Below are 20,063 nucleotides of genomic sequence, written 5' to 3'. Positions count from 1 at the left end.
GCTTCCAGAACCAGAATGTCGTCGCCGCACAGCCGGCGTAACAAGGGAATGCGATGAGTTCGATCGATCTGAATGCCGCTATCGCGCCGGTTTCCGCGCCCATCCGCTCCGTGAGCGACGTGGCGCGCCTCATCAACACGACGGGCAGCGCCGTCAGCCACGCGCGGATGATCGTGCTGCTCGCGCTCGGCGGCGTGTTTCTCGACGCGTACGATCTGACGACGTTGTCTTACGGCATCGACGACGTCGCGCGCGAATTCGGCCTGACGCCCGCGCTGACCGGGCTGGTCGGCTCGGCGATCATGATCGGCACGATCTTCGGCAGCCTGATCGGCGGCTGGCTGACCGACCGGATCGGCCGCTATCAGGTGTTCATGGCCGACATGCTGTTCTTCGTGATCGCGGCGGTCGCGGCCGGGCTGGCGCCGAACGTGTGGGTGCTGATCGCCGCGCGCTTCGTGATGGGGCTCGGCGTCGGCATCGACCTGCCCGTCGCGATGGCGTTTCTCGCGGAATTCTCGAAGTTCAGCGGCCGCGGCAACAAGGCATCGCGGCTCGCCGCATGGTGCCCGATGTGGTACGTGGCGTCGTCGGTCTGCTTCCTGCTGATCTTCGGGCTGTATTTCCTGTTGCCGGCCGAGCATGCGGGCTGGCTGTGGCGCGCGTCGCTGATCTTCGGCGCGGTGCCCGCGCTCGTCATCATCCTGGTGCGAAACCGCTTCATGAACGAGTCGCCGCTGTGGGCCGCGAACCAGGGCGACCTCGCCAATGCGGCGCGCATTCTTCGCGAGTCGTACGGTATTCACGCGCACGAAGCGGAGGACGCGCCGCGCACGCCGAGCCAGCCGCCCGTGCGGATTCGCGTGCTGTTCCAGCGGCCGTATCTGGGCCGGACGATCGTCGCCAGCGTGATGAACCTGTGCATTCCGTTCGAATACACGGCGATCGCGTTCTTCCTGCCGTCGATCCTGTCGCAGTTTCTCGGCGCGGGCGTGTTCGAGACGATCGCGGCGTCGCTCGCATTGAACGTGCTGTTCGCATTTACCGGCGGCTTGCTGGGCATGCGGCTCGCGCATCGCTATCCGTCGCGCCACGTCGCGATCGCGGGGTTCGCGCTGCAGTTCGTCGCGCTCGTCGCGCTCGCGCTGGCCGGGCATCCGCACGGCGCGCTCGCGGTCGGCCTCGTGCTGCTGATGCTCGGCACGTGGCTGTTCGCGGAAGGCTTCGGGCCCGGTGCGCAGATGATGATCTATCCGACGCTGTCGTATCCGGCGTCGATCCGTGGCACCGGCGTCGGCTTCGGGCGCTCGCTGTGCGGGATCGGCCAGGCGCTCGCGCTGTTCGTGCTGCCGATCCTGCAGGCGCGGCTCGGCACGGACATGTTCTGGGTCGTCGCGATCAGCGCGGTCACGCCGATCGTGTTCCTGCTGATCGTGCGTCATGAGCCGACGGCGCGCGACATCGACGACGAGCCGGCCGCCGCGTGAGCGCGGGGCTTGCAGGGACCGGCAAACCCGGTCGCCGCAATGACGATCTTCGCGCTACAGTGGACGTCGATCGCCTTCGACCGAAGGCGGACGCGAGGGTCGAACCATGCAACTGCAAACCGGCAACCTGTTCAATGTCGAACGCACACGCGGCCGCGACGAGCGGATCGACGTGCTCGTCACGGGCGCGCGTCTGAACGTCGAGCGGATCGTATCGATGGGGCACACGAGCCCCGACGGCTTCTGGTATGACGATCCGCGGGCCGAATGGGTCGCGCTGCTGTCGGGCGCGGCCGTGCTCGAGTTCGAAGCGGATGCGACGCTGCACGACATGCGCCCGGGCGACTACGTGCTGATCGAACCGCATTGCCGGCATCGCGTCGCGTGGACGCATCCTGACGAGCCGTCCGTCTGGCTCGCGATCTACCACGATGCCGAATCGCGCGGTTGACCGGCCTTATCCGCGTCCGACGAACGGCATCGTGGTCGCCATGATCGTCATGTTAAGGATGTTCGTATCCAGCGGAAGGCTCGCCATCTGAACGACCGCGTTCGCGACGTGCGCGACGTCAATCCGTGCCTCGGGCGCCATGCGCCCGTCGGCCTGCAATACGCCTTCCGTCATCCGGTCGGTGAGCGACGTCGCCGCGTTGCCGATATCGATCTGGCTGCAAGCGATGTTGTACGCGCGGCCGTCGAGCGCGAGCGACTTCGTGATGCCGGCCACCGCATGCTTGGTGGCCGTGTACGCGATCGTGTTCGGGCGCGGCGTATACGCGGAGATCGAGCCGTTGTTGATGATCCGGCCGCCCTGCGGCGTTTGCGCCTTCATCAGGCGCCACGCGGCGCGCGCACACAGAAAGACGCCCGTCAGGTTCGTCGCGACCACGTCGTTCCACACGTCGAGCTCGTATTCGTCGAGCGGCACGGCCGGCGCGTTGCGGCCGGCGTTGTTGAAGAGCACGTCGAGCCGGCCGAACTGCCGTGCGATCTGCGCGAACGCATGGTCGACGGACGCTTCGTCGGTGACGTCGGCCGGAAGCACGTGTGCCTCGCCGCCGGCGGCCGCGATCGCGTCCTTCGTTTCTCGCAGCGATGCTTCGTGGCGCCCGATCAGCGCGACGGTGAAACCGGCGTGCGCGAGTGCGACTGCCGCGGCGCGACCGATGCCGGATCCGGCGCCCGTGACCGCGGCGAAGTTCTTCGTGACTGACATGGCTTGATTTCCTGCTGATGGAAGTGAGGAAAGCGGCGACGATCGCCGGCGCTACGCGACGTGCACGTGGCGAAGCGCCATGCTACCGCGTACGCCGGCATTCGCGACGAAAGCGCCTACTTCCTGCGCGCAGGCACGGCCTTCCGGCCGCGTGTGCCGGTATCCGAAAACAGCGCGACCACGACATCGCGCAGCCACCGGTTCCGTTCGTCCTGGTTCACACGCGTATGCCACAGCATGTGGATCGGCGCGCCCGGCAGCGTGACCGGCAGCGCCCGCCAGCCGAGCGAGAACGGCGCGGCGAGCTGCAGCGCGAAATGTTCGGGCACGCTCGCGATCAGGTCGGTGCGCTGCAGGAGGTAGCCGACGCTCATGAAGTGCGGCACCGTCAGCCGCACGCGGCGCTTCACACGGTGCCGCTTCAGCCATTCGTCCACCTGCCCGTGGCCGGTGCCGGCCGACACGACGACCCGATGCTCGGCGTCGCGCCATGCGTCGACGGTCAGCGGCGCGTCCTCGAGCGGATGGCCGCGCCGGAACAGGCATGCAGCGTCGACAGCGCGTGCGCGACGGGCTCGGCCAGGCGCAGCGCGAACGGCGTCGGCACCACGCCGCCGGCCCGCACACGAGCCGGCCAGCCGCAGCGCCGTCACGCGTAGTCGGCCACCCGTTGCGCGTCGCGCTTGAGCTGCTCGATGTCGCGAAACCGTGCGGCAGGATGCGTGTCCGGCAACTTCGCCGAGCCGCCGAACAGCTTCTCGCGCAGCGTGCCGGCCGCGTATTCGGTCGGATACACGCCGCGCCGCTGCAACTCGGGCACGAGGTAGCGCACGATGTCCTCGAAGGTTTCGTGCGCGACGGCATACGCGAGATTGAAGCCGTCGACGTCGGTCGCGGCGACCCATTCCTGCAGGATGTCGGCGACGATTTGCGCGGAGCCGACGAACACCGGCCCCATCCCGCCGATGCCGCCCCACGCGGCCAGCTCCTCGATCGTCCACGCGGTATCGCCGCCGGCCAGATGCTCGACGGCCGACACGATCGCATTCGTCTCGACGCGCCTGACGGGGTCGGTCGGCGCGTACTGGCCGAAATCGATGCCGGTCCAGCCGGACATGAAGACGAGCGACCCGTCGTACGACACGTAGCGGCGGTACTCGTCGAACTTCGCGTGCGCCTTCTCGTCGGTCTCGTCGACGATCACCGTGACGAGGTTGTAGATCAGCACGTCGTGCGGGTCGCGGCCCGCGGCGGCCGCCTGCGCGCGCACGTCGGCGACATAGCGTGCGAGTTGCGCTCGCGTCGGCGCGGCGACGAACACGCATTCGGCATGCTGCGCGGCGAACGCCTTGCCGGGCCCGGACGCGCCGGCCTGGAACAGCACCGGCGTGCGCTGCGGCGACGGCTCGCACAGGTGATAGCCGGGCACGTCGAAGAAGCGCCCCTTGTGGCCGATCTCGTGCACTTTCTCCGGATGCGTGAACACGCGGCCCTCGCGATCGCGGACGACCGCGCCGTCTTCCCAACTGCCCTCGAACAGCTTGTACAGCACCTCGACGTATTCGGCCGCGACCGCATAGCGGTCGTCGTGCGTGCGCAAGCCGTGGTCGCCGACGTTCTTCGCGCCGCTTTCCAGATACGACGTGACGATGTTCCATGCGAGCCGGCCCTTCGTATGATGGTCGGCGGTCGACAGCCGGCGCGCGAACGTGTACGGATGCTCGAACGTCGTCGATGCGGTGATGCCGATCCCGAGATGCTCGGTCGCCATCGCGATCGGCGCGGCGAGCTGCAGCGGATCGTTGACGGGGATCTGCGCGGCCTGATGCAGCGCGTGATAGTTGCTGCCTTTGTACACGTCGTAGTAGCCGATCACGTCCGCGATGAAGATCGCGTCGAAGATCCCGCGTTCGAGCACGCGCGCGAGATCGGTCCAGTAGTCGAGATCCTTGTACTGCCACGAACGGTCGCGTGGATGCGCCCACAGGCCGGGCGACTGGTGGCCGACGCAGTTCATCTCGAACGCGTTGAAGCGGATGGTCTTGCTCATTGCGCGGCCTCCGTTGCCGTGCCGGCGGCGGCGCCATTGCCGACGCGCCACACGAACGGCGGCGTGCGCCCGTTGATCACCCAGTCGCCGACGATCCGCGCCTTGTAGACGAGCGGATTGTGCGACGACACCGTGCGCGCGTTGCGCCAGTGACGATCGAGCGCGGTCGTGCTGCGCGTCGCTGACGCGCCGAGCGCATCGAACAGGCGCGTCGCCGCGCGCAGCACGAGTTCCGACACGACGAGCTGGCTCTGCGCGGATTCGATTTCGGCGGCGACGTTCGCCGCATGTTCGGCCGCGTCGTCGTTGCCGAAGCGCGCGAGATACGCCTGCTGCAGCGGCTGCGCGGCACGCAGCGCGAGCGCATCGGCCGCGTACGCCCACGACGCGATCTCGCCGATCACCTGCTGAAGCTGCGCGTCGTCGCCGGCGCGCGCGGCGTTGCCGTGGCTGTACACGCGCGTGCGGTTGCGTACCAGTTCGCCCGCATCACGCACGATCGCATGGCCGATGCCGGCCAGCGTCGCGACGTGGAACAGCTGGTAGAACGCGGTCTGATACTTGAAGCGGCGCGCGAAGTCGATCACGTGATCCGCGTCGACCGCCGCATCTTCGAAGCGCGTCGTGCCGCTGCCGGTCGTGCGCTGCCCGAAGCCGTCCCAGTCGTCTTCGAGTATCACGCCGGGCTGGGTCGTTGCGACCGCGACGATCACGTCGCTGCCGTCGTGCTGGCGCTGCGCGAACACGTCGATCCAGTCCGCGAACAGGCTGCCGGTGCTGTAGAACTTGCGGCCGTTCAGCACGAGCCGTCCGTTTTTCTCCGATACCTGGGTGATGGTCTGGCCGAGCGGGACGTCGCCGGCTTCCGACCACGCATTGCCGACGAGCTGGCCGCTCGCGAAGCGGTCGAGCCACGTGGTGCGCTGCGGTCCGGGCGGTGCGTTGAGCCAGTCCTCGACGAACGCGAAGTGGCCGCGCAATGCCTGCGGCAAATTGGAATCGGCGGTCGCGAGCTCGGTGAGCAACTGGAACAGCTGCGGCAGCGATGCGCCGGCGCCGCCGTCACGCACCGGCAGCCGGACCGCGCCGAAACCCGCGGCCTTCAGCCAGCCGATCGCTTCGTGCGGCAGTTCTCGGCGGCGTTCGCGCTCGGCAGTGCCGGCGGCGATCCGGTCGAATATCGGGCGAAACCGGCTCGCGAGCGCATCGTAGTCGGTGCCGATGGAAAGAGCGGGATCTGCGTGCGACGAAGTCATGCGGGATTCCTCGAAGGGCGGGGCCGTTTGCACCGGGAGGCCAGTATAGGAAGCGCGACGTGTGTGTTCCAATAACGGATTCGCAGATCGATATCGCCACTGCGCATTACGTACACCGGTGAGCGGACGCGGCGACGCTCGTGCATCGATTGCGCTGCGCAAGCGCGGTGCCGAGCGCCGCGCCGTGCAATATCGTTTGCGATCCGAAGGAATATCGTTACGAGAATCGCTCGGTTTGCCGGCCCGCGGCGCGCTGCTAGATTGAATGCTTTCGTCATTCGACAGGAGAGCCTGATGTCAGATACGAGCGCGACGATTCAGGCGCGGCCGGCCGAAGCCAGGCCGCGGGTGGCCCGCGTGATCGCCGACGACGCGCAGGCGATCGCGGCCGCGCATGCGCTCGCGCAGCGGCTCGCGGAAGGCGCGTCCGAGCGCGATCGCGAGCGCCGCCTGCCGCGCGACGAGATCGAGTGGTTCTCGCAGTCGGGACTGTGGGCGATCACGGTGCCGAAGGCGTACGGCGGCGCGGGCGTATCGAACGTGACGCTCACCGAGGTGATCAAGATCGTCGCGGCAGCCGATGCGTCGCTCGGGCAATTGCCGCAGAACCACTTCGGGCTCGTCGACGTGATCGCGCTGGCCGGCACCGACGCGCAAAAGCGCTATTTCTTCGCCGAAATCCTGAGCGGCAAGCGCTTCGGCAACGGTTTCTCGGAGAAGGGCACGAAGCACGTGCTCGACCTGAAGACGCGCGTACGGCGCGATGGCGACGATTACGTCGTCGACGGCACGAAGTTCTATTCGACCGGTGCGCTGTTCGCGCACTATGTGCCGGTGCTCGGCCTCGACGATCAGCAGCAGGCATGGCTCGCATATGTCCCGCAGCCGACGCCGGGGCTTACCGTGATCGACGACTGGTCGGGCTTCGGGCAGCGCACGACCGCCAGCGGCACCGTCGTGCTCGACGGCGTGCGCGTGCCGGCGTCGCACGTATTGCACGCGCAGCGCGTATCGGACGAGCCGACGCTCAACGGTCCGCTGTCGCAGATCATCCAGGCCGCGATCGATGCGGGCATCGCGAAGGCGGCCATCGCCGACACGGAGGCGTTCGTGCGCACCCGGACGCGGCCGTGGGTCGACAGCGGCGTCGCGCGGGCGACCGACGATCCGTTGATCGTCCGCGAAATCGGCCGGCTGCATATCCAGCTGCATGCGGCCGAAGCGCTGCTCGAACGCGCGGCGCGCACGCTCGACGAGATCGGCGCACGCGGTGCGGTGAGCGACGACGATGTCGCGCGCGCATCGGTCGCGGTCGGCGAGGCGAAGGTGCTGACGACCGAGATCGCGCTGCTCGCGGGCGAGAAGCTGTTCGAGCTCGCCGGCACGCAATCGACGCTCGCCGAACACAATCTCGATCGGCACTGGCGCAATGCGCGCACGCATACGCTGCACGATCCGGTGCGGTGGAAGTATCACCTCGTCGGCAACTACTATCTGAACGGCGTGCGCCCGGCGCGCCATGCGTGGAATTGAATCGCGCGCACGGTGCGAGCGCCGCGCGTGCTCGCCGTGCGTCGCGCGTCCCGCATCCCGCCGCGCGTGAAGCGTCAGGCTGCCGGCGCGCAACTGCCGCGCGCGTGACGCAGCGTCGTTACTTCACGCACTCCAGCGCGTACTTCAAGCCGTATCCGAGCAAGCCGCGCCACACGTCCCACGTATGGCCGCCGTCGACGATGCGCAGCTCGGCCGGATTCTGCGCGCGGCGCAGTTGCGTATACAGCAGGCTCGATTCGGCCTGGATCGTCAGGTCGTCGTCGCCGGCCGCGATGAACATCGGCACGCGCCACGTGCGCGCGAAATAGCCGCGCATCAGCGCCGGGTAATTGAGTTCGTGCCACACGCGCGGATCGAACTGCCGTTCGCCGAACACGCCGACATAGCGCGCGGCGGAATTGAGCGGCGGCTCGTTCGCATAGATCGCGGGGCTCAGCAGCATCGCGCCGCAGAACAGGCCCGGCTCGAGCAGCGAGAAGCGCAGCGCGCCGAAGCCGCCCATCGACACGCCGCCGATCGCGCGGCCCGCGCGCTGGTTCGACACCGCGAAGTGCGCTTCGACTTCCGGCAGCAGGTCGTTCAGGAACGCGCTCTGCATCTTCTCCTTGCGGTCGACATACCAGTCGGTACCGCCTTGCGGCATCACGATCACGACGGGCGGGATCTCGTGGCGCTCGATCAGCGTGTCGGCGGTCGCCTGCAGCCGGCCCTGCGTGATCCAGTCGTTCGCGTTGCCGGCGTTGCCGTGCAGCAGGTACAGCACCGGATAGCGCGCGCCTTCCGGGTTGTAGCCGGGCGGCAGGTAGACCGTATAAGACCAGTCGCGCTTCAGCGATGCCGACCGGAACGAACGCAGCACGATGCTGCTGCCCGGATTGACCGGCGGCTCCTGCGCGGCGGGCGCCGCCGTTGCGGGCGCCGCAATCGCAGCCGCGGGCGCGGCGCTCGCCGGCGCGAGCGCGGACCCGCCCGACGTGGCATGAGCGGTGGCGAGAGAGCCGGCGAGCAGGGCGGCGGCGAGCGGAAGGGCGAGTCGGCGCATGGCGAAGCGTTTCAGGGGAGGCGGCCGCTATCGTAGCAGCGGCATATGACCGTGCGGCGCTTCATCGTCGCGCACGGAACGGGAATGGCAGCCGCGACACCAGCGGCGTGTAGAGCTTCGCGACGAGATACAGCAGTCCCATCGCGGCGACGTCGGCGGCCAGGCCGAGCGGCACGTTCAGGTAGCCTTCGGTTGCCTGGTAAAGCAGCGAGTCGACCGCGAGCGAGATGCCGGTGCCGGCGACGAAGCACAGCAGCCCCTGGCGTCCGATCGTGCCGATCCACGGCATCGCATGCGCGACTTTCTTCATCCAGCCGAGGTGCACGAGCTTGGCCGCGAGCCACGCGATCGCGAGGAAGTTCGCGAGCCGCAGCGCGCCGAGGTTCTGCTTGATCGACGGATCGGTCGGAAATGGTTCGACGCGCAGCCGGTAATACGCGCCGGCCGCGACGATCGCGAGCGCCGCGGCCGTCAGCAGCCAGCCTTGCGGTTTCGGCGCGAGCGTCTGGTAGACGGGCTGGCAGCGCGCGATCACGCCGAGCACGAACAGGAACTGCCACGCGAACGGGTTGAAGTCCCACGGCGCGCCTTCGACGGTCGGCAGGAAGCGCGCGGCGTGCGGCGCCGCGTACCACAGCGACGCACTGAACGCGAGCATCAGCCATGGCTGCGTGCGCGCGAGCGGCAGCGCGAGCGGCACGAGGAGCGCGAAGAACGCATACATCGGCAGCACCGACGCGAGATACGGCTGGCGGCGGAACAGCAGGATGTCGCGCAGCGCGGCGAGCGGCTTGTGCAGCAGGCCGTCGAGATCGTTGGTCGGCATGTTCGGGCCGTCGATCGCGAACGCGTTCAGCACGGCGGTGATCAGCAGCATCAGGCCGGCCGTCACGAGGAACGCGCGGTAGATCTCGAACGCGCGCCGGATGAAGCGCTGGCGCGCGGCGGCCTCGTCGTGCCGCTCGGCGAGCGAGTTGTACGCGATGGCGGTCGCGAAGCCGCCGAGGAACACGAACACTTCGGCCGCGTCGCACAGCGCGTATGCGTGCAGCGTGACGCGCGACAGGATGCTGCCGCCGATATGATCGACGACGATCACGAGCAGCACGAGGCCGCGGAAGAAGTCGAGCTCGGCGTAGCGGCCGGCCCGGGCGGCGGCGGTCATCGGGCCGCCTCCCGGCGCGCGCCGCGTGCGCGGCGGGCACGTGCCGCGCGTGAATCGGGGTCAAGCATGACTTCGTGAAGAAATGACGAACGGATGCGCATTGTGCCACCGATGCGCCGCTGCTAGGGTTTACGCGGATGGCGGGCCGGGCCGCCGTATCCGGCAAGGGCGTCCGGACGGCGACGCCGACCGCGCAGTTGGAGCAGCGCAACGCTTTGCCGGCCGCGCCCACGCGCCGATGGACGAGCGATTTGCGACGTGACACCATTTTGTCCTCGCGGCCGCACACCGCGTTGTCCGCCCTGCGGGCCACCCTATAAACAGACCAAACAAGCGCCGGGCGAATGGCCTGCCCGGCCCCGGCTCCGGAGATTCGTCATGAAGCAGCACGTCATTTTTGCCGCCGCGCTGGCCGCCTTCGCCGCGCCGGTGCTCGCACAGGACAGCGTCACGCTGTACGGCTTGATCGACGAAGGCTTCAACTACACGAACAACGTGAACGTGAACGGGGTCGGAAAAACGGATTACCAACTCGCGAGCGGCTATGCCCAAGGCAGCCGCTGGGGGCTGAAAGGCAGCGAGGACCTCGGCGGCGGGCTGAAAGCGGTCTTCACGCTGGAAAACGGCTTCGACGTGAACAACGGCCGGCTCAACCAGGGCGGCCGCATGTTCGGCCGTCAGGCATTCGTCGGGTTGAGCGCGTCGCGCTTCGGCACGCTGACCTTCGGCCGCCAGTACGATTCCGTCGTCGACTATCTCGCGCCGCTGACCGCGAACGGCAACTGGGGCGGCACGCTGTTCTCGCATCCGTTCGACAACGACAACACGGACAACTCGTTCCGGGTCAACAACACGGTCAAGTACGCGAGCCCGGACTGGAACGGGCTGTCGGCCGGCGGCACCTACAGCTTCAGCAACAGCACCGGCTTCTCGGCCAACCGCCAGTACAGCATCGGCGCGCAGTATTCGCTGGCCGGACTGCAGGTCGCGGCCGCGTACCTGCAGGCGAACAGCCCGGGCGTCGGCAGCGCGGGCGCGATCGCGGCCGACGACGCGAACTTCGTCGCCGACCGCCTGCGCATCTTCGGCGGCGGCATCAACTACACGTTCGGCCCGGCGACGGTCGGCTTCGTCTATACGAAGACCGACGTGAAGAACCCGGTATCGACCGTGTACCTGCCGGCGTCGACGTTCTCGGGCCTCGGGCTGACCGCGACCAAGTTCCAGAACTTCGAGATCAACGGCAAGTACCAGCTCACGCCCGATTTCTATCTGGGCGCGCAGTACGTGTATACGGACGGCAAGTTCGACGCCGCGGCCGGTTCGTTCAAGCCGAAGTACCACACGGTCGGGCTGATGGCCGACTACAGCCTGTCCAAGCGCACCGACGTCTACCTGCAGGGCGCGTGGCAGAAGGTCGGTGGCGACAAGACCGGCACCGCGGCTGACGGCGGCTACGTGGTCGGCACGGACGGCCCGTCGTCGTCGGCGAACCAGTTCGCGGTGCGCGCCGCGATTCGGCACAAGTTCTGATGTCTTGACCGGCCGGCGCCGCGCGGCGGACGGCGCGGCTGCTGCTGCCGTCATCCCGCCTGGTGCGGGCCGCCGAGCGTTTCCGCGAGCCAGTCGACGAAAATTCGCACGCGCGGCGCCAGATGCCGGCTGTGCGGAAACACGACCGACACCGGCAGCGGCGGCGCCTGCCATTCCGGCAGCACCTCGACCAGCGAGCCGTCCTCGAGCAGCGGCGCGAGCCCTTCGCGCGGCGCCTGGATCAGCCCGAGGCCCGCGACACAGCACGCGAGATACGCCTGCGAGCTGTTCACCGCGACGACGCTGCGCATCTTCAGCGTTTGCAGCGCGCCAGAATCCATGTCCAGATATTCCCAGTCCAGTTCGCGGCCCGTGCGGCTCGAGAAATAGCCGACCGCGACGTGGTCCGGCAGATCGTCCGGCGAGCGCGGCGTGCCGTGCTGCGCGAGATACGCGGGCGACGCGCAGTTGATCTGCGCGAGCTCGCCGATGCGCCGCGCGACCAGCGACGTGTCGGACAGCACGCCGACCCGCACCGCGCAGTCGACGCCGTCGGCAACGAGATCGACGAAGCGGTCGGTCGTGCCGAGCACGACGTGCAGGTCGGGATAGCGTGCGTGGAAGTCCGGCAGCGCCGGAATCACCTGGTTCACCGCGAAGCGCTCGGGCAGGTCGACGCGAATCGCGCCGCGCGGCGATGCGCCGGCGTCGTCGAACAGCGTCTCGGCATCGTCGAGATCGGCCAGCAGCCGCGTGCAGCGTTCGTAGTAGGTCGCGCCCTCGGCGGTCAGCGCGACGCGCCGGGTGGTCCGCTGCAGCAGGCGCACCTTCAGGTGTTTTTCCAGATACTGGACGGCGTTGCTGACCGTCGGACGCGGCAATTGCAGTTGCTCGGCCGCTTTCGTGAAGCTGCCGAGATGGGCGACGCGCGCAAAGATGCGCATTGCTTGCAGGTGGTCCATGCGGGGGCGGGAGCGGGGCGAATTGGAACAGGCTCCATTGTTAATCAGCGTCGAATGAATTGGTTGGGCGTTTCGCGTTTATCGCGCGCGGCGATGCGTCCAGAATCCGGTTCATTCAGTCACCACCGCGAGGACACGGACATGGACAAGCGTCAACTGGGCCGCACGGGCCCGCAGGTTTCGGCGATCGGGCTCGGCTGCATGGGGATGTCGGATCTTTACGGACCGGCGGATCGCGACGAAAGCATCGCGACGCTGCACGCGGCGCTCGACAACGGGATCACGCTGCTCGATACGGGCGACTTCTACGGGATGGGCGACAACGAGATGCTGATCCGCGACGCGCTGCGCGGCCGCACGCGCGAGCAGGTGCTGATCAGCGTGAAGTTCGGCGCATTGCGCGACCCGGCGGGCGCGTTCGCCGGCTACGACGCGCGGCCGCAGGCGATCCGGAACTTCGTCGCGTATTCGCTGAAGCGGCTCGGCACCGACCATATCGACATCTACCGGCCGGCCCGCGTCGATCCCGCGGTGCCGATCGAGGACACGGTCGGCGCGATCGCCGATCTCGTGAAGGCCGGCTACGTGCGCCATATCGGGCTGTCGGAAGTGGGCGCGGACACGATCCGCCGCGCGGCGGCCGTCGCGCCGATCGCCGATCTGCAGATCGAATACTCGCTGCTGTCGCGCGGGATCGAAGCGGGCATCCTGCCCGCTTGCCGTGAACTCGGGATCGGCGTGACCGCGTATGGCGTGCTGTCGCGCGGGCTGCTCGGCGGCGGCTGGAGCGCGGCACGGCAGGGCGCGCGCGATTTCCGCGCGGCCAGCCCGCGTTTCCAGGGCGAGAACCTCACGCACAATCTCGCGCTGGTCGATGCGCTGCGCGCGATCGCGGACGAAAAGGGCAGCAATCCGGCGCAAATCGCGATCGCGTGGGCGTTGTCGCGCGGCCGCGACATCGTGCCGCTGGTCGGCGCGCGCAAGCGCACGCAACTCCAGGACGCGCTGCTGGCCCCTCGATTGCAACTAACGGTCGATGATCTGTCGCGCATCGAAGCGGCGGTTCCCGCCGGGGCGGCTGCCGGCGAGCGTTATCCGGCCGCGCAGATGGCGCACCTCGATAGCGAGCAAGGGCGTGGGCCGGCGCATCGCGCGTGAGCGATGAGCAGCGTGGGCGTGCGGTTCGCGCACGGAAGGTGGCGGGCGGCGTGCGTACCGGCTGAAGGGCGGCGGGTTTTTGCAGGCGGCAAGTCTGGCGGGTGAACGTGCCGATCGGCGGACGAACTCGCCGGTTTTGCGGACCGAAAGCCGGGCCGACTGACGCACCGATCTGCGGACGGCTCGCAGAACGGCGCACCGGCCGCCCGTCCCCGCGGGCCCGAGGCAGCGTCAGGCAAAACCAGATGGTCGGCGGTGTGATCGTGATTCATCATCGGCGCCGTATTCAACCGGACGGAACGCCTTTCATGGAAATGCACACGCCGACGATCATCGCGCTGGTTTTCCTGCTGGCCGGCGCGGTGAAGGGAATGATCGGGCTCGGCCTGCCGACGATCGCGATGGGGCTGCTGACGCTCGCGATGCCGCCGTCGGCCGCGGCGAGCCTGCTGCTCGTACCGTCGCTCATCACCAATGTGTGGCAGTTGTGGCTCGGCCCGTCGTTCGGCGCGCTGCTGCGCCGGCTATGGCCGCTGCTTGCCGGCCTGACCGTCGGCACGCTGACGGGCGGGTTGCCGGCGCTCGCGGCCGGCAGCACGTGGACGCACGCGGCGCTCGGCTTCGTGCTCGCGATTTACGGGCTGTGGGGGCTGGCGGCTGCGCGGTTGCCCGCGCCGGGACGCCACGAAAAGTGGTTGTCGGCCGCGATCGGCTACCTGACGGGCGTCGTCACTGCCGCAACCGGCGTGTTCGTCGTACCGGCCGTGCCGTATCTGCAGGCACTGCGCTTGTCGAAGGACGACCTGATTCAGGCGCTCGGGCTGTCGTTTACCGCATCGACGATCGTGCTCGGCTTGCAGCTGCGCGTGACGGGCGCACTGCAGACGGCCGATCTCGGCGTGTCGGCGCTCGCGCTCGTGCCCGCGCTGGCGGGCATGGCCGGCGGGCAATATGCGCGGCGCGTGATGAGCGAGAAGACGTTCAAGCGCTGCTTCTTCGTCGGGCTGATCGCGCTCGGCGCGTATATGGCGGGGGCGGGGTGGAGATAAGTGCGGCCGGGCGCCGAATGGATGATCCCGAAGCCGGTTCCGGCAACCGGCTTCGGGAATCGTCACGGGATGGCGATCGTGCCGCTCACGCCGGAACCGCGTACTTCAGCGTCCACCCGACCGTGCGGGTCGCGCCCGCGCCGAGCGCGAACGGCTTCGTCGTGCACGCGAAGTTCGAATGCAGCTGCCCGATCGGCGTCGTCGACAGCGGATTCGTCGCGCCGTTTGCCGTGTCGAAGGCGGACAGCGCGCAGTTGTCGAACCCGGACGCCGCGTAGCCGGTCGCGGCGTCGTTCGCGTACGTCACCGACACACCGTCGCCATTGGCCTGCGTCGACGCGAAATCCGCGAACGACGTGAAGTCCGTCTCCACCGCGAGGTTGCCGGCGAGCGTGTTCGAACTCAGCGTATCGCTGCGCGCGATCGTGCCGTGCGCGAACGTCAGCACCGTATGCACCTGCAGGTCGAGATCCGTCGTGTACGCGGCGTTCTTCGACGCGAGCCGGAACTTCGTCGTATCGAACGACACGATCACCTGGCCGTTGCTCTGCTGCACATTCAGGTTCTTGTAGTACGTGACGGGAAGGTAGGTCTTCGCGTTGTACGCCACCTGCGGCACCAGCAGCGCATAGCCGAGGTCGGTCGTGCCGTAGATCAGCTTGTCGGAGAACGGCACCGGGTAATACGGCGTGTACGCGTTGTAGTCGGGCGCCTGGCTGAGGTTCAGATTGATCACGCGGCGGCCGTCGCGCACGGTGAGCAGCGCGGCGCTGTACGGATGCGCGGCGTCGCCCGGCTGGTTGTACCAGGTGAGCGTGTAGCGCGGCAGCGCGTCGAGCCACGCGGTGTAATCCGAATCGGCCATCGGTGCCTTGCCGCCGAAGCCGAGCTTGTTCCACCACGCGTTCACGTACAGGTACTGGTGCAGCAGGCTGAAGTTCTCGCCCATCACGCGCGGCTTGCCGCGATACGCGTCGGTGCCGCGGCCCTTGACCCACATGTTCACCGACGGCGTCGGCAGCGACGGGTCGTACCAGTACGTATCGAAGCGACGCGCGGCCTGGTAGATGAACGCATACGCAACCTGCTTCTCCCGGTCGGTCAGCACGCCGGCATTGGCCGCGGCCGTCAGCACTTCCATGAACGCGGAATCGCCGTACGGGCCGATCGAGCGGCCATAGTTGAAGCCCTGGCCGTCGGCATTCAGCTGCGGCAGGATCAGGTCGACCGACTTGCGCAGATAGCCCTTCAGCTCCGGCGTGAGATTCGCTTCGTTGCCCATCTCGAACGTGCGCTCGACCACTTCGCCGATCAGCAGCGTGCTGTAGCGGTCGAAGCGCGCCTGGTCGTAGTAGGTCGTGTGCGTGTTCGATGCTTCGTCGGAGAACCCGCCCGACGAGTCGTTGCGGATGTGGTTCGTCAGCGTGTACAGCAGCGCGTCGCGCGCGCTCATCGTCGCGACCGCCGGATCGGTCTTCGACGCGAATGACGGGCTGCTCCAGCCGAGCTTCTGGCGCAGCCCGGCGATTCCGTAGGACACCGCATAGTAGTTCTGCGCGGTGTTGAGCGACGCGACGTCGATCGGCGTGCCGGCGGCCGGGCACGTATTGGTCTTGCCGCTCGCATCGGGGCCGAACATGTCGCAGAAGGTGAGCCGCTGCTGCAGCGTCGCGAGCATCGCGTCGCTGAAGACTTCGTTGAGCATCCCGTGCGCCTTCAGGTTGTTCAACGCGACGAGATAGTAGTACTCGCCCCACGACGTGTTCGCATACGCGTAGCTGGCGCCAGATTGCGCCATCATCGCGGTCGTGATCGTCTGGTAGGTCGCGAGGTAGCTCGCGTATTGCGGGTCGTTCTTCGACTTCATGTCGATCAGGATGTACGACAGGCCGAGCGCAAGCTTGCCGGGCAGGAATTTGTCGCCGGTATTCGTGTCGAGCACGTGAACGGGCGTGCCGTCGCCGAGATCCATCACGACCTGCGTGAAGTCGGGCGATTTCCGGATCAGGTCGAACAGCGCGCGCATCTGGCCCATCATCGTGGCCGGAACGTTCGTGCCGGCCGGCACGCTGGTGTCGGGCGCGCCGTAGACGAGCGCCTGCAGCGAGTTCGGCGCGAGCGTGGGCGTGGCGGATGGCGGAGGCGACGACGGCGTGTCGGTCACGTCGTTGCCGCCGCACGCGCTGACGAACAGGACGGAAAGGGCGCTGAGCGCGGCGCCGAGCGCGAATCTGCTGCGCGGATGCATGGTGTCTCCAGTTTTTGAATAGTGGTGAAGCACGGGCACGTGTGGCCGATGCGGCGCGCGATGCCCGTACCCGGCTTCCGCCCTGCAACCCTGATCCCTGAAGACGGACGGCCTGAATCGCAAATCGCGCGCGCAAGCGTTCCCCTTGCGCGGGCCGGGACAGGCATCGCGCTCGAGCATTGGAAAACGTTTTCTCAATTTAAGCAGCGGTCGGCGCGATGTCAATGAACTTTTACATCGGATGCGACGGTAGAAACCCGAATGGCGACGCGAATGCGCTCAGGAACGGAAGGTGAAACTACATGGAAATATAGGCGGTTTCTTTCTTGATGGTCGGGCCGTCATCGCGCGAGAGAACGGCGTCGAAGCGACGAGCAAGCGCGTGGCGTCGAAGCGAATTTCTGCTCAATCCGGTAAGAAAACGTTAACCTCATGACTCACGCTGCATGCCGCCGGCGGCGACCGCGCGCAACAGCGCGCCGCTTCGACGACGCTACAGCTGTTTCTCGATCGCCGCCTTGTCGATGACCGACCAGACCTGCCGGATTTTGCCGTCGTGGAATTCGTAGAACACGTTCTCGGCGAACGTGACCTTGCGGCCGTCGACGGCCAGCCCCATGAACGTCCCTTTCGGCGCACAGGCGAAGCGCAGCCGGCATGCGACGCGCGGCGGTTCGCACACGAGCAGACGAACGTCGAAACGGAGATCGGGAATGTCGCGGAAGTCCTGCTCCAGCATCGCGCGGTAGCCGGCAAGGCCGAGCGGGCGGTCGTTGTGGATCACGTTGTCCGCGACGTACTCGCCGAGCGTGGCCCAATCCTGCCGGTTCAGGCAGTCGATATACGCGCGGTAGCGGATGGCGAGGTCGGATTCGGTCATGACTGCGGTGCCTCCTCGTGACGAGCCCGGTCGTTCCCGGACGATATGCGGGGTTCAGCGTGGCGGCGCGTCGCCCGACAGGTACGACACGAACGCCTGCGTGTACTTCGGCAGCGCGTCGAACGAGCGCGCGCACAGCGTGAGCCGGCGGTGGCTCCACGCATCGGACAGCTCGACGAGCCGCACGTCCATCGTCTGCATCGCGCGCTCGGCCGCATGGCGCGACACGATGCCGATCCCGACGCCGCTTTCGATCACGCGGCAGATTGCGTCGAAGCTCTTCAGCTGCACACGGTAGCGGATCCGCTTGCCGAGCGCACGCGCCTGATCCGCGAGATGGACTTGCAGCGCGCTGCCGTCGGTGAGTCCGATGAAGTCCGCGTCGGCGATCTCGTCGAACGCGACGTTCTCGCGCGCGGCGAGCGGGTGCGCGGCCGGCACGACCGCGATCAGCCAGTCCTCGCGAAACGGCTTCTGTTCGAGGCCGCCCAGCCCGACCGAATCGGCGACGATGCCGACGTCGGCCGTCTTGTTGCGGATCGCATGCACGATCTCCTGGCTCGAGCGCTCCTCGACGCTGATCGACAGTTTCGGGTGATGCGGCAGATACGCGGCGAGCGCGTCGGGCAGGTATTCGCTCAGCGACGCCGTATTGCACAGCAGCCGGATGTGCCCGCGCAACCCTTGGCCGTACTGCTGCAGTTCGCCGCGCATATGGTCGATCTGCTGCAGCACCGTGCGTGCGTGGTGCTCGAGCGCGCGGCCGGCGTCGGTCGGCTGCGCGCCCGACTTGGTCCGGTGCAGCAGCGGCACGCCGAGCTCGTCCTCCATCCCGCGGATGCGCTCGCTCGCGGCCTGCAGCGTGATGTGGGTGCGCTCGGCGCCGCCCGTGATCGTGCCGGCTTCGCAAATGTTCAGGAAGAGCCGCAGGTCGGTCAGATCGAAGCGCATGGTGGGGGCGCATGAACATGGAAATTGGTATGGCCGATACGTTAGCAGGAACGGCCGCGCCGGTCTCAGGCGCAGCCTGAGACGCCGTTCGCCGGTTCCGCATTTTCGGGGCGCGATCGATGCCGGAAGATGGCCGCATGTCAAGCGGAGGAGACTGTCATGCGCATCGATCCGTCATGGGGCGTGTCGTTCAAGATCGCGTTGCACGTGTTGTTCCTGTGCATCGGCATCGCATGGGCCTGCGCGCAACTCGCCGACTGGCTGCGATGAGCGGAAGCGCGCGCATGCATTGAAAGCCGTTCGAAATAATTGCGCCGCCCGGAATTTTTCCGCGTGGTACACCCAAAACCGTCAAGTTTTTCCGAATTCGACCGTATTACCGGTAGCGAGTATCCGCCGGCCCCCCGTCCGTGATCGTTTGTCATCAATGTTTGCATCCGGTTACACGTCGGCCGTTCTGTTTTTGAGATGCTTGAAAGATTGTCAAACCGGAGTCGATCGTCCATGAAACAGCGCGAGATTTACCGTAACGCGGCCTGGCTGTCCGCCCTGGCCGCCGTGCTCGTCATGGCCGGTTGTGCAAGCACGGAGTCCGTTCCGCCGAGCGACACGCTCGCGGGATCGCCGACGGCCCAGCCTGCCGCCGCGCCGTCGGCCACGCCAGCGGCGCCGCAGCAGGCGCCGATTCTCGTCGCGCAGAAATATGTGGTGAAGCGCGGCGATACGTTGTCGCGCATCGCTTCCGCGAACGGCTGCAGCGTCGCCGATCTGCGCACGTGGAACAAGCTCGGCGCGCGCGGCCGGTTGCGCATGGGTCAGGTGCTGCGTATCGTCCGGCCGCAGCCGCTGCAGGCGGCGGGCGCGAACGGCAACACGCAGGCGGCCGCGCCGGCCGCCGCGAGCAATGCGGCGGCGGGCGGCGCGCAGGCGAGCGCGCCGACGGCGAGCGACCGGCGGGTCGTGCAGGAAACGAAGCGGCACGCGAGCGCGGTATCGCTCACGTGGCCCGCACGCGGCAAGATCGTCGATGCATTCCGGCCGGGGCAGAACCGCGGCATCCAGATCGCCGGCCATCCGGGCGATCTCGTCCGCGCGGCGGCCGACGGGCGCGTAATGTATGCGGGCACCGGCCTGAACGATTACGGCAGCCTGATCATCGTCCAGCACAACGCGGATTTCCTGACCGCGTACGCGCACAACCGCAAGCTGCTCGTGAAGACCGGCGACATCGTGCGGCAGGGCGACGCGATCGCCGAGATGGGCGACCTCGACAACTCGCGCGTCGCGCTGCTGTTCGAAGTGCGGCGCGACGGCAAGCCGGTCAATCCGATGCCGTACCTGCCGTCGTCGCAGGGCTGACGCCGGCCGCGCGGCTGGAACGCGGCCGCGCTCGCTGCTACGCTAGGGCCTGTTGATGCGAATCCCGCCGCGGGCGGGGCCGACGGGCGTCTAGGGGGGACCACGCGGCGCAGGCCGTCGCGAGCCGGCCGTCGGCGTGAACGCGCGCGCATC

At 67.7% G+C, this 20,063-nt stretch carries 16 protein-coding genes and 1 pseudogene; 7 read left to right on the top strand and 10 right to left on the bottom strand.

Features of this window, described 5'->3' with window-relative positions; all coding sequences use genetic code 11:
* Positions 1-53 precede the first annotated feature (53 nt).
* Positions 54-1,487: an MFS transporter gene (locus BSE24067_RS01825; RefSeq protein WP_151065288.1), complete on the top strand. Its 1,434-nt coding sequence runs from the start codon at positions 54-56 to the stop codon at positions 1,485-1,487.
* Between the two features lie 106 nt (positions 1,488-1,593).
* A complete protein-coding gene (locus BSE24067_RS01820; RefSeq protein ID WP_060107898.1) occupies positions 1,594-1,938 on the top strand; it encodes a cupin domain-containing protein in 345 nt (114 codons plus the stop codon).
* A 6-nt stretch (positions 1,939-1,944) separates the two neighbouring features.
* Here the strand turns inward: BSE24067_RS01820 and BSE24067_RS01815 are convergent, their stop codons facing one another.
* The 4 genes and pseudogenes from BSE24067_RS01815 to BSE24067_RS01800 all read right to left on the bottom strand — a co-directional run bounded on the left by BSE24067_RS01815 (position 1,945) and on the right by BSE24067_RS01800 (position 6,009).
* Positions 1,945-2,703, bottom strand: a complete 759-nt coding sequence (locus BSE24067_RS01815; protein ID WP_151065287.1) for an SDR family oxidoreductase — start codon at positions 2,701-2,703, stop codon at positions 1,945-1,947.
* A gap of 116 nt (positions 2,704-2,819) precedes the next feature.
* Positions 2,820-3,248: pseudogene (locus BSE24067_RS01810) on the bottom strand (LysR substrate-binding domain-containing protein); the annotation flags it as partial.
* Between the two features lie 104 nt (positions 3,249-3,352).
* Positions 3,353-4,753: an LLM class flavin-dependent oxidoreductase gene (locus BSE24067_RS01805; protein ID WP_151065286.1), complete on the bottom strand. Its 1,401-nt coding sequence runs from the start codon at positions 4,751-4,753 to the stop codon at positions 3,353-3,355.
* Complete coding sequence (locus tag BSE24067_RS01800) at positions 4,750-6,009, bottom strand: acyl-CoA dehydrogenase family protein (protein ID WP_151065285.1); 1,260 nt, start codon at positions 6,007-6,009, stop codon at positions 4,750-4,752. The genes BSE24067_RS01805 and BSE24067_RS01800 overlap by 4 nt, the downstream gene beginning before the upstream one ends.
* A gap of 294 nt (positions 6,010-6,303) precedes the next feature.
* Here BSE24067_RS01800 and BSE24067_RS01795 point away from each other — a divergent pair, with 294 nt between their 5' ends.
* Complete coding sequence (locus tag BSE24067_RS01795) at positions 6,304-7,542, top strand: SfnB family sulfur acquisition oxidoreductase (RefSeq protein ID WP_151065284.1); 1,239 nt, start codon at positions 6,304-6,306, stop codon at positions 7,540-7,542.
* 118 nt (positions 7,543-7,660) lie between these two features.
* On the opposite strand, the gene BSE24067_RS01790 is transcribed toward BSE24067_RS01795, so the two are convergent.
* Entirely contained in the window at positions 7,661-8,605 is a 945-nt protein-coding gene (locus BSE24067_RS01790) for an alpha/beta hydrolase (RefSeq protein ID WP_151065283.1), read from the bottom strand.
* A 61-nt stretch (positions 8,606-8,666) separates the two neighbouring features.
* A complete protein-coding gene (locus tag BSE24067_RS01785; RefSeq protein ID WP_151065282.1) occupies positions 8,667-9,770 on the bottom strand; it encodes an OpgC domain-containing protein in 1,104 nt (367 codons plus the stop codon).
* Between the two features lie 378 nt (positions 9,771-10,148).
* Here BSE24067_RS01785 and BSE24067_RS01780 point away from each other — a divergent pair, with 378 nt between their 5' ends.
* The gene (locus BSE24067_RS01780) at positions 10,149-11,303 is read left to right on the top strand and encodes a porin (protein ID WP_151065281.1); all 1,155 of its coding nucleotides are present in this window, start codon (positions 10,149-10,151) and stop codon (positions 11,301-11,303) included.
* Between the two features lie 50 nt (positions 11,304-11,353).
* On the opposite strand, the gene BSE24067_RS01775 is transcribed toward BSE24067_RS01780, so the two are convergent.
* Complete coding sequence (locus tag BSE24067_RS01775; protein WP_151065280.1) at positions 11,354-12,265, bottom strand: LysR family transcriptional regulator; 912 nt, start codon at positions 12,263-12,265, stop codon at positions 11,354-11,356.
* Positions 12,266-12,406: 141 nt separating this feature from the next.
* Here BSE24067_RS01775 and BSE24067_RS01770 point away from each other — a divergent pair, with 141 nt between their 5' ends.
* A complete protein-coding gene (locus BSE24067_RS01770) occupies positions 12,407-13,423 on the top strand; it encodes an aldo/keto reductase (protein WP_151065279.1) in 1,017 nt (338 codons plus the stop codon).
* A gap of 308 nt (positions 13,424-13,731) precedes the next feature.
* Complete coding sequence (locus BSE24067_RS01765) at positions 13,732-14,472, top strand: sulfite exporter TauE/SafE family protein (RefSeq protein ID WP_151065278.1); 741 nt, start codon at positions 13,732-13,734, stop codon at positions 14,470-14,472.
* A gap of 85 nt (positions 14,473-14,557) precedes the next feature.
* Here BSE24067_RS01765 and BSE24067_RS01760 read toward each other — a convergent pair whose 3' ends face one another.
* The 3 genes from BSE24067_RS01760 to BSE24067_RS01750 form a co-directional block, all read right to left on the bottom strand.
* Positions 14,558-16,720, bottom strand: coding sequence for a hypothetical protein (locus BSE24067_RS01760; RefSeq protein WP_151065277.1), 2,163 nt, complete (start codon positions 16,718-16,720; stop codon positions 14,558-14,560).
* Positions 16,721-17,213: 493 nt separating this feature from the next.
* On the bottom strand, positions 17,214-17,600 hold the full coding sequence (locus tag BSE24067_RS01755) for an ester cyclase (RefSeq protein ID WP_151065276.1): 387 nt from the start codon (positions 17,598-17,600) through the stop codon (positions 17,214-17,216).
* A gap of 54 nt (positions 17,601-17,654) precedes the next feature.
* Positions 17,655-18,551, bottom strand: a complete 897-nt coding sequence (locus tag BSE24067_RS01750) for a LysR substrate-binding domain-containing protein (RefSeq protein ID WP_151065275.1) — start codon at positions 18,549-18,551, stop codon at positions 17,655-17,657.
* A 504-nt stretch (positions 18,552-19,055) separates the two neighbouring features.
* Between BSE24067_RS01750 and BSE24067_RS01745 the strand changes: the two genes are divergently transcribed.
* Positions 19,056-19,910 carry a peptidoglycan DD-metalloendopeptidase family protein gene (locus BSE24067_RS01745; RefSeq protein ID WP_174904679.1) on the top strand — a complete coding sequence of 285 codons (855 nt, stop codon included), beginning with the start codon at positions 19,056-19,058 and terminating at the stop codon, positions 19,908-19,910.
* The last annotated feature ends 153 nt before the right edge of the window (positions 19,911-20,063 follow it).

The organism is Burkholderia latens (genome assembly GCF_902499045.1).
In the GTDB taxonomy this organism is placed as follows: domain Bacteria; phylum Pseudomonadota; class Gammaproteobacteria; order Burkholderiales; family Burkholderiaceae; genus Burkholderia; species Burkholderia latens.
Note: the sequence above shows the minus strand (reverse complement) of the source record. Positions and strands in the feature narration are given on the sequence as shown.

What these genes read in the sequence shown, in the direction of transcription:
- BSE24067_RS01825 (WP_151065288.1), top strand. Translation starts at nt 54, where the DNA reads ATGAGTTCGATCGATCTGAATGCCGCTATCGCGCCGGTTTCCGCGCCC.
- BSE24067_RS01820 (WP_060107898.1), top strand. Translation starts at nt 1,594, where the DNA reads ATGCAACTGCAAACCGGCAACCTGTTCAATGTCGAACGCACACGCGGC.
- BSE24067_RS01815 (WP_151065287.1), bottom strand. Translation starts at nt 2,703, where the DNA reads ATGTCAGTCACGAAGAACTTCGCCGCGGTCACGGGCGCCGGATCCGGC.
- BSE24067_RS01805 (WP_151065286.1), bottom strand. Translation starts at nt 4,753, where the DNA reads ATGAGCAAGACCATCCGCTTCAACGCGTTCGAGATGAACTGCGTCGGC.
- BSE24067_RS01800 (WP_151065285.1), bottom strand. Translation starts at nt 6,009, where the DNA reads ATGACTTCGTCGCACGCAGATCCCGCTCTTTCCATCGGCACCGACTAC.
- BSE24067_RS01795 (WP_151065284.1), top strand. Translation starts at nt 6,304, where the DNA reads ATGTCAGATACGAGCGCGACGATTCAGGCGCGGCCGGCCGAAGCCAGG.
- BSE24067_RS01790 (WP_151065283.1), bottom strand. Translation starts at nt 8,605, where the DNA reads ATGCGCCGACTCGCCCTTCCGCTCGCCGCCGCCCTGCTCGCCGGCTCT.
- BSE24067_RS01785 (WP_151065282.1), bottom strand. Translation starts at nt 9,770, where the DNA reads ATGACCGCCGCCGCCCGGGCCGGCCGCTACGCCGAGCTCGACTTCTTC.
- BSE24067_RS01780 (WP_151065281.1), top strand. Translation starts at nt 10,149, where the DNA reads ATGAAGCAGCACGTCATTTTTGCCGCCGCGCTGGCCGCCTTCGCCGCG.
- BSE24067_RS01775 (WP_151065280.1), bottom strand. Translation starts at nt 12,265, where the DNA reads ATGGACCACCTGCAAGCAATGCGCATCTTTGCGCGCGTCGCCCATCTC.
- BSE24067_RS01770 (WP_151065279.1), top strand. Translation starts at nt 12,407, where the DNA reads ATGGACAAGCGTCAACTGGGCCGCACGGGCCCGCAGGTTTCGGCGATC.
- BSE24067_RS01765 (WP_151065278.1), top strand. Translation starts at nt 13,732, where the DNA reads ATGGAAATGCACACGCCGACGATCATCGCGCTGGTTTTCCTGCTGGCC.
- BSE24067_RS01760 (WP_151065277.1), bottom strand. Translation starts at nt 16,720, where the DNA reads ATGCATCCGCGCAGCAGATTCGCGCTCGGCGCCGCGCTCAGCGCCCTT.
- BSE24067_RS01755 (WP_151065276.1), bottom strand. Translation starts at nt 17,600, where the DNA reads ATGACCGAATCCGACCTCGCCATCCGCTACCGCGCGTATATCGACTGC.
- BSE24067_RS01750 (WP_151065275.1), bottom strand. Translation starts at nt 18,551, where the DNA reads ATGCGCTTCGATCTGACCGACCTGCGGCTCTTCCTGAACATTTGCGAA.
- BSE24067_RS01745 (WP_174904679.1), top strand. Translation starts at nt 19,056, where the DNA reads ATGAAACAGCGCGAGATTTACCGTAACGCGGCCTGGCTGTCCGCCCTG.